The following is an 11,624-nucleotide window of genomic DNA, read 5'->3' on the forward strand; positions in this document are numbered from 1 at the left end:
GTCGATGGTGTGAAGAAGTTCGGCAAATACTCGCTGCCGATCCTGCGCCCTGAAAAGACAAAAACCTAGGCAGGAATGCGTATCGCCTCAGAAACACGGAAGATCATGGCGGCGGCCGTGCGCATGCTGGCCACGCCACCGAACCCGAAAGGAACGTACAACCATGACCCCTTATATATGTACAACTTGTGGCACCCAATTCACTGAATCGAAAAAAGCCCCGGCGGAATGCCCGATCTGTGTCGAGGAACGTCAATTTGTCCCAGAATCGGGTCAAAGCTGGACCAGCTTCGAGAAATTGCAGAAAACTCACAAGGCCGCTATCCGAATGGAAGATGAGCTGATCGGCATCAGCTCGGCCCCTGCCTTCGGCATTGGTCAACGCGCTTTGTTGGTCCGCACCCCTCAGGGCAATATTTTATGGGATTGCGTATCCTATCTAGACCCAGCCACCATAGAAATGATCAAGGGCCTGGGTGGTCTGGCTGGTATCGCCATCTCTCACCCACATTACTATACCACGATGGTGGAATGGAGCCACGCATTTGGAGACGTGCCTGTGTATCTGCATGCCGCAGACCGTGAATGGGTCATGCGCCCGGACAAATGCCTTCACTTCTGGGAAGGCGAATCTAAGGAACTGATGGCGGGTCTGACCATGGTCCGCACCGGCGGCCATTTCGAGGGGGGTTGCGTGCTGCATTGCGCAAATCTGGCAGGCGGTAAGGGCGCGTTGCTGGCCGGCGACCTGTTGCAGGTTGTGGCCGACAACAAACATCTGGCCTTCATGCGCTCTTACCCGAATTTCATTCCCCTTGGCGAGGCTTCGGTGCGCAATGTAGCCCGCCGAATTAGCCATCTGGAATACGACGCAATCTATGGCGCATGGTGGGACCGAGTTATCCACAAAGATGCGAAGAAAGCGATGGCTGTATCCGTAGATCGCCACATCGAATGGCTGCATCGTGAGGTCTAATACCTTTGATAAGGTTCTGGTCACCGGGGCGAATGGTCTGGTCGGCGGGGCGATCTGCGCGCTGCTGGCTGGCAAGGGCGTCCCGTTTGTGGCCATGGACCGGAATGCGGCGTCAGGTGTCACGGCCTTCGACATCACCGATTATGCCGCTTTGGAGGATTTCGCCCTACAACGCGGCGTGACGTCGGTGATCCATTGCGCGGCGCTGTCTGGACCTATGGTTAAGGCTGACAGACCCGCCGATGTCTGCGTCATCAATATCGGTGGCACGGTCAACCTGTTGGAACTGATGCGTAAAAACGGATTGCGGCGGTTGGTATTCTGTTCTTCGGTAAGTGCCATTGGCCCGACTGACACTGCCTCGGACGGTTACATCATCCCGGCACCAACCTCGGTTTATGGCGCGACCAAGGCCGCTTGCGAACATATCCTTGATGCCTATCGGTTGGAGCATAGCGTCGACAGCGTCAGCCTGCGCTTTTCCGCCGTTTATGGCCCACGCCGCCAGACTGATTGCCCTATTCGTACAATGTTGATCGACGCTCACGCTGGGCGCGAGACAGTTTTCGGCGAGGTTGGCGATTTCCCAACCCAGTTCATCCATGTCGATGACGCCGCACTCGCGCTTCTGGCAGCCTTGAGAGCCAATGATTTGCCTTGCCGTCGTTATATGGCCACCGGAGGCGAGTTCATGAAACTCTCTGATGTTGCGCGCATAGTGCAGGATACCGTGCCTGGCGCACGAGTACGCATTTCCCCCGGCATGCAATCGCCCTATGAGGCGCAAGAGGAATTTGATGTAACGCCGATTGCGCGGGATCTGGGCTTTCGACCCTCGATCTCGCTTCGGCATGGCATCGTGGACACATATTTGCAGATGAAGGCATCTGCCGCAATTTAGGGAATCATAATGGAAATCGACAATCCCGAGACTATTGCCGAGGTCAAGGATGCCTTTGCACGTTATGAAGCCGCGCTTGGCATCAATGATCTAACGGTTTTGCGTGAGTTGTTCTGGGACAATATGCGGACCTTGCGCTATGGTCCTAAAGAAATCCTACATGGTGCCGATCAGATCCACGCCTTTCGTGCTGGACGTCCGGACGTTTCTCGCCCGCGGCGGCTGTTTAATACAATGATCACAACCTTTGGCGATAGGTTCGCCGTCGCTAATACCGAATGTCAGTATGAAAACGACAGCCGCCATTGCCGTCAAAGCCAAACTTGGGTCAAGATGCCCGAGGGTTGGCGGATCGTGGCGGCGCATGTCTCTTTCCTGGAAACTGCCTGATGATGCTATCCAAGATTGCCCGGAGTATAAAATGTCGAATAAAGCCTTGGAATTATTGAAGATTCGCCGATCCCAATATGCTTTGGGAAAATCTCTGCCAGTTTCGAATGCCCTAGTAGACAGCACCGTCAGACAGGCGGTAACGCTATCACCGACCTCATTCAATTCGCAGACCTCACGGGCGGTAATCTTGTTTGGTGCGCAAAGCGAAAAGGCGTGGTCGCTTATATTGGATGCACTGCGCGCGGTTACTCCCGCCGATGCCTTTTCCAAGACGGAGAAGCGGATTAGCTCTTTCGCAGCGGGCAGCGGTACGGTGTTGTTCTATGAAGATGAGCTCGCTCTGCGCGATTTACAGAGCAAGTATCCTGCGTTCTCTGATGCCTTTCCGAGATTTATTTGCAATTCTGCGGGTATGGCGCAATTGTCAGTCTGGACCGCACTAGCGGAAGAAGGAGTGGGGGCCAGCCTGCAACACTACAACGGTTTGGCTGATCAGGCGCTTGCCGCGGCATTTAACGTTCCGGCAAGCTGGACTTTGGTCGCGCAAATGCCCTTTGGTTCGAACGAGGGCAGCTTCGGGGAGAAGAGTACAATTGCCGATGCAGACCGCTTTATAACGGTGGGTCTATAAGAACTGCCAGTGCAGAAGGCCCAATGAGCTTCCGGGCCCAAGTTTATTTTTTCAAAGGGCACGGAAACGAGTGTAAGCGTTAGCTGGACATCACATGCAGCTTAGCTTGACGGCGTAAAGTTCCACGGCAGCAGGTCGTTGAGGCGGCTTCGCGGATGGTCATGAGCAATGGCCGTAAGGGTCGCCTTGAGATATGCGAGGGGTCGACATCGTTGATCTTGCAGGTTTCGATCAGCGACGCGATGCGGCCCCAGGCGATGCCGCCTTCGCCATGGCCCGCGAAGAGGGCATTTTTGCGATTGAGAGCAATGGGGCGGATCAGGTTTTCGACGCGGTTGTTGTCGATCTCGACGCGACCGTCGCTCAGGAAGGTCTGCAGCCCATCCCAGTGATTGTGGATGTAGGTAAGCTTTTCACCCAGCCGGGATTTGGCGGAGATCTTGCGGCGTTGTGCCTGCAGCCAGTCGCCGAAGCAACGTATGACGTCGAAATGCGACGACCATGGCCTCTTCGGCTTCGGTGAGAACCGTCGAACGCGGCTCCTTCGGCCCGGCCTTCAAGTCCTCCACTGTCGCCCGCTTGCGCCACTTCGCGACTGTTTTGGGATTTATGCCCAGTTCCTCGCCTAGCTGCGCGAGCGAAGCTTGCGATCGCTGTATTACAGCTGTGACAGCATGCGTGGTCGCGGCGCTCCCGTGACGAACTTGTCCCAAAATGTTTCCTTCCAAGCTTGAGAAAGGACCGCACCATAAAACCGTGGGATCAAAAACCTAGACATATCGCTGCAATCTTGAAGACGGCCCCCTATAACGTATCGCCGCCGATGCTCCTCGAAGATCACACGCAGACCATTTACTTTTAGCCGCGACGGGCTCGTCATTCCCGAGTTATAGCCGCACCCTAATACAAGCAATCCCGCACTAAATGACAATCATCCGCCCTGCCTATTGTTATCCTCTATCCGTCGAGAACAAGGCACGCGTGCCCTGAGTATTCAAAACCTTGTCCAATCGCCGATCCTCGGCAAGCGGGGGGCCTTTCAAAGGACTGCAAGGCTCCCCTGTTTAAACTCGGTCATTGGCACAATAACGCAACCGACGGAGAAAATATGACCAACATCCTAGACCAGAAAGACGCCGCTGGCCTCTGCGCCCCACTTCTTGTCCCAGCCACCCGTGTCGGGCTGATCGTGCCGAGCTCCAACACCACGATGGAAACCGAGTTGCCCGCAATGTTTTCGAGTCAATCTGAGGCGAACGGCAATCGCTATACCTTCCATTCGGCCCGCGCACATATGAAGAACGTGACGCATGATGAATTGCTTGCGATGGCGGACAGCGCCGGTCAATGCGCCAAAGACCTGTCGGATGCCGATGTCAGCGTTATAGCCTATGCCTGTTTGGTTGCTGTGATGGCGCAAGGCCCCGGCGCACATCGAAAGGCTGAAGACATCATCCGCCGCGCAACCGAAGAAAACGGCTACCCGGCCGAGGTCGTAAGTAGCGCCGGCGCGCTGATTACTACGCTCAATCGATTTTCGGCGCAAAAAGTGGCGATCGTCACTCCCTATATGCGCCCTCTTACCAAGATGGTTGTCGACTACATTGAGGCCGAAGGTATTAAGGTACTGGATTCTGTCGCACTTGAGGTGCCGGACAATTTGGCCGTGGGACGGCTAGATCAATCGAACTTGCCTGGTTTGGCCCGTAACCTAGCGCGCGAAGGCGCGGATGTCGTAGTGCTGTCTGCCTGTGTGCAGATGCCTTCGCTGGCGGCCATTCAGGCAGTCGAAGATGAACTGGGGCTGCCCGTCATCAGCGCCGCCTCGTCGACCACTTACGAGACACTACGTAAATTGGGACACAAGCCGGCGATCAAGAACGCTGGGATGCTTCTTTCTGGCAGCGTGTGACAAAGCATTGACTGCCCTTGGCAATCCAACACACAGACAAGCGTCCCCCCCCCCAAAAAAACTCAAAAGGGCAAAAAGAATGGCCTCTGACACCCCAAACTCAAAAAAATACGCCGTTGAACCTGCCGAATTCCGCAAAGTGATGAGCGCCTATCCTACTGGCGTCGTGGCCGTAACTGCCATGATCGACGGCGATCCCACGGGAATGATAGTGGGATCTTTCGGCTCTGTCTCTTTGACACCGCCACTGGTATCCTTCACAGCCAGTCACAGTTCCTCCAGCTATCAAAAGCTGCGGAAGGTCAACCGCTTAATGATCAACGTGCTGGCCGCGGAACAGCTGCCTGTCTGTCAAAGCCTGTCGTCAAAAACACTTAAGAACCGGTGGAGCAATGTAAAATGGAATCTTTCGAGATCGGAACTTCCGATGATCGACGACTCCTTGGCTCATATTGAATGTAACCGCTTTGCCGTTCATCAAGTTGGCGACCACGATATAGTTATCTGCGAAGTCAGCAGCATGTCCAGCAAAGAGGATGGGCGTCCGCTAATCTTCTTGGGCAGCGAATATTCTAGCACCGTAGCTCGCTGACATCCGCCCGGCCCGATCCAGCACTCAACATTCCGAAACAGGAGACGGAACAATGGAAAAACCGCTGAAAATCGCATATGTTAAAGCTCAATGGCATGCCGATGTCGTCGATCAGAGCCTGAAAGGCTTCGAAGCTGAAATGAAGATCAGCGGTACCCCTGTGGTTATCACGGTTTTCAACGTTCCAGGCGCCTTTGAAATGCCGCTGCTCGCCAAGCGTCTTGGCCAGACTGGTAAATTTGACGCCGTCGTCGCTGCCGCTCTGGTGGTCGATGGTGGCATATATCGTCACGATTTCGTGGCGCAGGCCGTGGTGTCGGGACTGATGCAGGCGCAAATGGAAAGCTCAGTTCCAACATTCTCTGTCAGCCTTACACCGCATAACTATCAGGATACCCCTGAACACATCAGCTTTTTTTCTGAGCATTTCGTGAAGAAAGGCGCCGAGGCTGCCCGCGCAGTTATACAGATTTTCAACATTGAGGTGCCCCTAGTTTCCTAGACACCTGCCTTTTCCAGTTTGAGCTGTCTTTCTTCGAAGTCAACGGGCGACAGCATGCCATTGTTCGTGTGCTTGCGTTTTGGGTTGTAGAACAGCTCGATGTATTCAAAGACGTCTCGCCGCGCTTCCTCGCGGGTGCGATATTTTCGCCGCCTGACCTTCTCCCGCTTCAGGAGTTGAAAGAAACTCTCGGCCACTGCGTTGATGCTCTATATTTGTCAACCGGCAGGCACCTGGTCCGATGAGGCGCAGAGAGCGCGGTAGATTTCGCGGACGATGTAACGCTTTATGCAGCGCACGATTTCCCGCCTTGTTTTGCCTTCCGAAGTTCTTCGAGCAGCGTAGGCTTTGGTTCTCTCATCATCGCGCATGCGCACAATGGCGACGCGGTAGAGAGCGGCATTGGCTTGTCGGTTTCCACCTCGGTTCAATCGCATCCTGTTGGTCCTGCCGCTTGAGGCTGGGATCGGGCAGACACCGCAGAGCTTGGCCAGGGCGGCTTCGGAATGGATGCGCTCGGGGTTGTCTCCCACGAGGATCAGCATCTCGGCCACGGTCATTGTGGAGATGCCATGCGATTTCATCAGCTCGGGTGCTTTCTTCCGGACCAGCCGGTCAAGCTCTTGGTCGTGTGACTGGATTTCTTCATGCAGAGCAAGCCAGCGCCGTGCAATCGCGCGCATGGCTATTTTGGCGGATGCGATTGGGGAAGTGATCTCGCCTGGCCTCAAGGCTGCAACATGGCGCACCAAAGTGATCCTTCCTCTGAGTCCGTCGAGTGTGTCACGAAGTTCAGCTGGCGCATTCACGATCAACGTTTTCAGCGTGATCATCGCCTGAGACTTGGCTTTTACCGCGCTGTCTCGCGCAACCTTCAGGTGGCGGATCATCTCCGATGACCCGCTCTGCGTCTTGGCTAAGGCGGTGGCTTGCCCGTTCAGGACTGACCTGGCCGCGCTCTCGGCATCGAGGCTGTCTGATTTGCCATGAAGATAGCGCAGTTGGCGAAGCGGGCGCATGACGTCGAGGACTTTATGCCCCTTGGACAGCAGATCTCTGGACAGGCCCGCCCCAAAAGAGCCGGTTCCTTCTATTCCAAAGGCTTTGACATGACCGAATTGTGACGCCCAGACTTGAAGATCATGATACCCTTTTCGTGTCGTGGGAATACTCATGCTGCCCAGACGGGTGCCGTTCGCGTCGATAGCGACGGCAATGTGGTTGGATTTGTGCGTATCGACGCCAATAATAACGTGATCCATGGAAGGCCCTTTCGCTGAAATGGCCCAAGCACCGATCGAAGAGGACAGGACTGTGATGGTACGCCGACCGTCAGGCTCCTATGAAGTCACATCTCGCCCGCTGCCGGGGCAACCTGATGGTCGACAAGTCAACGCAATGACACGCAGTCAATCGTAGCATGGGTCAGGCCATCAAGCTGCAATACCACATTCACAGTCATGGCAATTGCCCCTGCGGCTCATCGAGTGTTCCAATTCATGTTCGCGCAGGAACGCGGCCCATTCACGGCTTGTGAATTGCGCGCCTTGGTCGGAGTGGATCAGCAGGCCTGGCCCGGGCTTTCTCCGCCAGATCGCCATGAGCAAAGCCTGCACAGCCAACTCTGATGTTCTGGCGAGACTGGATGGCCCAGCCGACACCACGCCTTGAGAACAGATCGATGAGCACGCAGAGATACGCAAACCCTTCGTGTGTACGAAGATAGGTAATGTCCGTCACCCAGGCCCGATCAGGCGCATTGGTGGCAAACTGACGATCCAGCGTGTTGTCCACCACGACAGAGGGCTTTCCACCATAAACGCCGGGCTTCTTCTTGTAGCCGATCTGTGCCTGAACGCCCGCAATCCGAGCCAGACGGGCAACGCGGTTCTCGGATACGACCTCGCCCATATCGATCAGGTCATCATGGATCTTGCGGTATCCATAGACCTTGCCGCTGTCTTTCCACGCCTTCTTCACCAGCTTGGTCTGACGCCGATCTTCCTGCGCACGTTGACTTAGCGGTTCCTTAACCCATGCATAGAAACCCCTCGGGTGGACGCTCAGCATCTTGCAGAGAACACGGACGCAATGTTGCTGGCGATGCGCGTCGATGAACGCGTACCTCACTTTGCATCCCTGGCGAAGTACGCGGTGGCCTTTTTTAGGATGTCGCGTTCCTCCGTGACCCGGGCCAGCTCTTTCTTGAGACGGCGAACTTCGGCCTCCTGATCAGTCTGCCTCTGCGGCTTCGAAAATTGCGCCATCCAGGTGTAGAGCGATTTGGTGCTGACCCCGAGCCGTTCGGCCACCTCCTTGACCGAATAACCCCGCTCCGTGACCTGCGCCACCGCATCGATCTTGAACTCATCCGAGTAGCGAATTTGCCCTGACATTTGCATCGTCCTTTGCTTCCAAAATTACCAAGCAAAGCGTCTACAAATCTAGGAGCACCTCACTTGGCCTTCGAACGAAAGGTCGCTTAAGTGAGCAACCGGAGCGGCAAAAAAGCGTGACAGGTCCAGAATCTCCTCTTTCATCTTTCGAGAAAATTCTACTTTCAAACACCCCTAAATTTCGAAGGGATTACCCCATGTTCGTGGAGCAGGTCCTCGACATTCCTGAGCGATAGCGGAAACCGGACATAGAGCATCACCGCCAGGCGGATGATCTTGGGGTTGGTCTTGAAGTACTTTAACGGGGAGCGTTTGGCCATCGTCAAAGGCTCCGAAAGCCCCCTGCACGGCTCAAGCCAAGTCAATCTGAGAAATCCCGCTCCTTCGCCGTGCGCGCGCGTGTTTCCCGAGGGCTTTCGCCGAAGAAACTTTTGTAATTTCGGCTGAACTGTGCCTGATCTCCGAAGCCCCAACGATAGGCAACTTCGGCGATGGTTTCCCTGCGCGATACGTCGCAAATCTCCTGCTTGGCCATTTCCAGCCGCTGCTGGCGAATCCAACTGCCCACCGTCCGCCCAGTCTGACCGAAAAGCTCGTGCAGATAGCGGACCGAAATGCCACATGCCTCAGCCACGCGTTCCGTCCCAAGATTTGGGTTCTGGATATTCTGGCGGATGTATTTCTCGATCCGGCCAATATGCGCCTGCTGAATCGTCGTCCCCCTGCTCAACAACGCGCGATCATCTGCCTCTATAGCAATACCCGCCAAATCAATGATCATATTGCCAAGCCGCCAGTAATGTTCCTCCTCAGTGTGCAAGAGTGTTTCCGGCAACGACCGGACCGAATCTAAAAAAAGTTGTCCAACACCGGAGCGCGCGTCGAACACATGGGTAAAGCAGCGCTCCACCGAGCGGACTCGTCTTTTTAATCTATCAAGCTGGATCTTCAACACAAACAATTCGTTTATATTATTATGGCCGAACTCATAGACATAATTGCCGCGTTGAACGACAAACTGTCCCTTTGTGAAGTTCAGATCGACGTTGCTCTGAGCGAAGGATGTCTCTGACGAGAGAGAGAAACTAATGAGCAACTCTTCTTCAGTCATTTCTTTTACATGCCGCTTTTCACGGTGGTATTTGATCCCATCAGTTAGAAAATGAGACAAGGTGACCGGGCCAATATCCCATGCTAGCAAGCGGCCATTAAATTTTGCCGGACTACGAAACTCTATCGACAAAGGAAAAAGAGTTGTCTCTACAGATTCCTTCCAATAAGCTATCTGACTTGATTGCCGTGAGCGTTCGATAGAATATTCTCGCATGGCATCCTCACACTACTTTGACTGGAGCATTTTCAGAGACGACGCTGAGAATCCCGAAAAACGACAGCACCCCGACATTGATCAGGCTCAGCCGGACATATTCGAACTGCTGGCGGCTGCGGCGCGCACGCTCTTCGCGCAGCATCGTCAACTCGTTCAGCATGATGTCTTTTTCGATATCCATCGCCTGCCCCGCTTGCGGCTCGTGCCCGCCATCATTGCCCCGCGCCCGCCATCCCGCAAGCCCCGGCCCGCAAAATCCGCCACAACGAAAAACGGCGCGCCCGTTTTTCAGGCACGCCGCGCGGAATTCATGGTGGGTGATTGGCTTCTCGGGATTACGCCGGTCCTGCTGAATCCAGCGGCTCAACGTCGAGAAGCCGATACCGAAATCGGCTGCCACTTGCTTACGAGGCAAGCCGCTCGTCAACGCTACGCGCACTGCCTCGGCGCGGAATTCCAGGGTTGGTTTCTGTGCCATGATGTCTCTCCTTTGTGGCAAAATACCAAGTCAAAGGAGCGGAACAATTCCGTGACAGGTCCACAATAAGTCGACTGCAGGAGATTGAAAAATGTGACGTCAGCTATTGTTGCTGCTTGAAAACGTGGCGTAATGGACCACGTCAGCGTCACCATTCAGATACTGGGCAATATGTTCAATAAATGCCGTGAAATCTGGACTGCCCACAAAATCCGTCACATGCGCTTCCATCGAAGCCCATACGATTTCAAGAATATATCCCTGATCGTCCTCGACCACGCGACCAATCTTATGCGACACATAGCCTGGCTGGAGCACTAGGATTTTCTCGGCCTCGATCCAACTTTTCTCAAAGGCTGTGCCATTTTCCTTCCCCACCGGTAGCCGGGTCAGTTCTGTAATCATAAGTTTTCTCCAGAGAATTTTTCGAATTTCGCCATAGCCTCAGCGCGGGCGACAACATCGCCATATTTGCTGTCGATATCGAACAGATTAGCTTCATGCGGTTCGGGATGACGGTCGCCAACACATTCGCGAACCACAATGACACGAAAACCATGCTGCACCCCATCCACTGCCGATGCCCGAATACAGCCGCTGGTCGAACAACCCGCCAGCACAATCGTATCTATCTCCAAGGCGTACAGCGTAGACGCCAGCGATGTGCCAAAGAACGCGCTCGCATATTGTTTTGTAAGAACCAGCTCTCCATCAAGCGGGGCAACCTCGTCGCAGAATTCGGCCAAAGGAGCACCAACCTTCATGTTCTTCATGACGGGAGATTTTTCCAGCCAGCGCCCGCCATCCCGAAAGTCAGGATCAAAATAACGGATATCGGTGTGAATAACCGGCACACCGTTCTCTCGCGCAGAGTTCAACAGATCACGGCTTGCCAACACTGCATCCACGACGCCCGGCGCGAACAAAGGCGAACCAGCTGTCGTATATCCTTTCATAAAGTCGATCATGATTAGGGACGGCCGCTTGCCGAAACCGATCGCCCCCCCCCATACACCCGCATAATTTTCGGTTGCACTTGTCATTCTTTAGATAGCTCCTCTACTTTACCCGAGCCTCTTACTGTGCGTATCGCGCAGCCCCAATTCGATGCTCTGACGCATAAGCTAAGAAGATGGATGCTCACATCACTTGACAGATTGTGCTCTAGATATTGACGGATTTCGCACAACACCCTGAAGGTTTGTGCAGACCAGACTTTTAGTCAATCGCGACCCTCAGCTTGAAGGCTGCCTCACTGATCAGCTTTAGACCTAAAGCGTTAACCACCTTGCCCGCCAACCCCCTAAGATACATACTGATTTGCACCCAACTAATATCGAATCCATTTTTTTAAAACCGTCAAGGCAACGTCGGTGATGTAAAAGCCTTTTCACCGACACTACTCTCGGACCACCGGGGTTTCTGAGGCGATACGCATTCCTGCCTAGGTTTTTGTCTTTTCAGGGCGCAGGATCGGCAGCGAGTATTTGCCGAACTTCTTCACACCATCGAC

Annotated in this window: 11 protein-coding genes and 6 pseudogenes; 7 read left to right on the top strand and 10 right to left on the bottom strand. The window is 54.4% G+C overall.

Annotated elements, in window-relative coordinates; translation table 11 throughout:
- Window positions 1–163 precede the first annotated feature (163 nt).
- Genes BUB53_RS21625 through BUB53_RS21640 form a run of 4 tightly spaced genes read left to right on the top strand, consistent with a single transcriptional unit; the run spans window position 164 to window position 2,901 of the window.
- A complete protein-coding gene (locus BUB53_RS21625; protein ID WP_073038095.1) occupies window positions 164–976 on the top strand; it encodes an MBL fold metallo-hydrolase in 813 nt (270 codons plus the stop codon).
- Complete coding sequence (locus BUB53_RS21630; protein WP_073038097.1) at window positions 966–1,877, top strand: NAD-dependent epimerase/dehydratase family protein; 912 nt, start codon at window positions 966–968, stop codon at window positions 1,875–1,877. The genes BUB53_RS21625 and BUB53_RS21630 overlap by 11 nt, the downstream gene beginning before the upstream one ends.
- A gap of 9 nt (window positions 1,878–1,886) precedes the next feature.
- The gene (gene hpxZ, locus BUB53_RS21635) at window positions 1,887–2,267 is read left to right on the top strand and encodes an oxalurate catabolism protein HpxZ (RefSeq protein WP_073038099.1); all 381 of its coding nucleotides are present in this window, start codon (window positions 1,887–1,889) and stop codon (window positions 2,265–2,267) included.
- Window positions 2,268–2,298: 31 nt separating this feature from the next.
- Entirely contained in the window at window positions 2,299–2,901 is a 603-nt protein-coding gene (locus BUB53_RS21640) for a nitroreductase family protein (protein WP_073038101.1), read from the top strand.
- A gap of 101 nt (window positions 2,902–3,002) precedes the next feature.
- Here the strand turns inward: BUB53_RS21640 and BUB53_RS21645 are convergent.
- Together BUB53_RS21645 and BUB53_RS23330 are read right to left on the bottom strand one after the other, a co-directional pair.
- Window positions 3,003–3,367, bottom strand: a pseudogene (locus tag BUB53_RS21645) (IS66 family transposase); the annotation flags it as partial.
- A gap of 4 nt (window positions 3,368–3,371) precedes the next feature.
- Window positions 3,372–3,614 (bottom strand): annotated as a pseudogene (locus BUB53_RS23330) (IS481 family transposase); the annotation flags it as partial.
- Window positions 3,615–4,009: 395 nt separating this feature from the next.
- On the opposite strand from BUB53_RS23330, the gene BUB53_RS21655 reads away from it, so the two are divergent.
- The 3 genes from BUB53_RS21655 to BUB53_RS21665 all read left to right on the top strand — a co-directional run bounded on the left by BUB53_RS21655 (window position 4,010) and on the right by BUB53_RS21665 (window position 5,907).
- Window positions 4,010–4,813: a maleate cis-trans isomerase family protein gene (locus BUB53_RS21655; RefSeq protein ID WP_073038103.1), complete on the top strand. Its 804-nt coding sequence runs from the start codon at window positions 4,010–4,012 to the stop codon at window positions 4,811–4,813.
- A gap of 79 nt (window positions 4,814–4,892) precedes the next feature.
- The gene (locus tag BUB53_RS21660; RefSeq protein ID WP_073038105.1) at window positions 4,893–5,405 is read left to right on the top strand and encodes a flavin reductase family protein; all 513 of its coding nucleotides are present in this window, start codon (window positions 4,893–4,895) and stop codon (window positions 5,403–5,405) included.
- 52 nt (window positions 5,406–5,457) lie between these two features.
- A complete protein-coding gene (locus tag BUB53_RS21665; RefSeq protein WP_073038107.1) occupies window positions 5,458–5,907 on the top strand; it encodes a 6,7-dimethyl-8-ribityllumazine synthase in 450 nt (149 codons plus the stop codon).
- On the opposite strand, the pseudogene BUB53_RS21670 reads toward BUB53_RS21665, so the two are convergent.
- The 8 genes and pseudogenes from BUB53_RS21670 to BUB53_RS21710 all read right to left on the bottom strand — a co-directional run.
- Window positions 5,904–6,110: pseudogene (locus BUB53_RS21670) on the bottom strand (IS3 family transposase); the annotation flags it as partial. The gene BUB53_RS21665 and the pseudogene BUB53_RS21670 overlap by 4 nt on opposite strands.
- Window positions 6,111–6,125: 15 nt before the next feature.
- Window positions 6,126–7,169: an IS110 family RNA-guided transposase gene (locus BUB53_RS21675; protein WP_073038110.1), complete on the bottom strand. Its 1,044-nt coding sequence runs from the start codon at window positions 7,167–7,169 to the stop codon at window positions 6,126–6,128.
- A gap of 195 nt (window positions 7,170–7,364) precedes the next feature.
- Window positions 7,365–8,303, bottom strand: a pseudogene (locus tag BUB53_RS22650) (IS3 family transposase); the annotation flags it as partial.
- A 182-nt stretch (window positions 8,304–8,485) separates the two neighbouring features.
- Window positions 8,486–8,623: pseudogene (locus tag BUB53_RS23335) on the bottom strand (IS6 family transposase); the annotation flags it as partial.
- A 41-nt stretch (window positions 8,624–8,664) separates the two neighbouring features.
- Window positions 8,665–9,630 carry a helix-turn-helix domain-containing protein gene (locus BUB53_RS21695; RefSeq protein ID WP_073038114.1) on the bottom strand — a complete coding sequence of 322 codons (966 nt, stop codon included), beginning with the start codon at window positions 9,628–9,630 and terminating at the stop codon, window positions 8,665–8,667.
- 343 nt (window positions 9,631–9,973) lie between these two features.
- A pseudogene (locus BUB53_RS23340) lies at window positions 9,974–10,111 on the bottom strand (transposase); the annotation flags it as partial.
- 99 nt (window positions 10,112–10,210) lie between these two features.
- On the bottom strand, window positions 10,211–10,516 hold the full coding sequence (locus BUB53_RS21705) for an antibiotic biosynthesis monooxygenase family protein (protein ID WP_073038116.1): 306 nt from the start codon (window positions 10,514–10,516) through the stop codon (window positions 10,211–10,213).
- Window positions 10,513–11,154, bottom strand: a complete 642-nt coding sequence (locus BUB53_RS21710) for an N-carbamoylsarcosine amidohydrolase (protein WP_073038118.1) — start codon at window positions 11,152–11,154, stop codon at window positions 10,513–10,515. Before BUB53_RS21710 ends, BUB53_RS21705 begins: the two co-directional genes overlap by 4 nt.
- Window positions 11,155–11,624 lie beyond the last annotated feature (470 nt).

This window comes from Roseovarius pacificus (assembly GCF_900142665.1).
GTDB lineage: Bacteria > Pseudomonadota > Alphaproteobacteria > Rhodobacterales > Rhodobacteraceae > Roseovarius > Roseovarius pacificus.

Excerpts from the sequence above, each read along its gene's own strand:
- BUB53_RS21625 (WP_073038095.1), top strand. The coding sequence starts at position 164 with ATGACCCCTTATATATGTACAACTTGTGGCACCCAATTCACTGAATCG.
- hpxZ (WP_073038099.1), top strand. The coding sequence starts at position 1,887 with ATGGAAATCGACAATCCCGAGACTATTGCCGAGGTCAAGGATGCCTTT.
- BUB53_RS21640 (WP_073038101.1), top strand. The coding sequence starts at position 2,299 with ATGTCGAATAAAGCCTTGGAATTATTGAAGATTCGCCGATCCCAATAT.
- BUB53_RS21655 (WP_073038103.1), top strand. The coding sequence starts at position 4,010 with ATGACCAACATCCTAGACCAGAAAGACGCCGCTGGCCTCTGCGCCCCA.
- BUB53_RS21660 (WP_073038105.1), top strand. The coding sequence starts at position 4,893 with ATGGCCTCTGACACCCCAAACTCAAAAAAATACGCCGTTGAACCTGCC.
- BUB53_RS21665 (WP_073038107.1), top strand. The coding sequence starts at position 5,458 with ATGGAAAAACCGCTGAAAATCGCATATGTTAAAGCTCAATGGCATGCC.
- BUB53_RS21675 (WP_073038110.1), bottom strand. The coding sequence starts at position 7,169 with ATGGATCACGTTATTATTGGCGTCGATACGCACAAATCCAACCACATT.
- BUB53_RS21695 (WP_073038114.1), bottom strand. The coding sequence starts at position 9,630 with ATGCGAGAATATTCTATCGAACGCTCACGGCAATCAAGTCAGATAGCT.
- BUB53_RS21705 (WP_073038116.1), bottom strand. The coding sequence starts at position 10,516 with ATGATTACAGAACTGACCCGGCTACCGGTGGGGAAGGAAAATGGCACA.
- BUB53_RS21710 (WP_073038118.1), bottom strand. The coding sequence starts at position 11,154 with ATGACAAGTGCAACCGAAAATTATGCGGGTGTATGGGGGGGGGCGATC.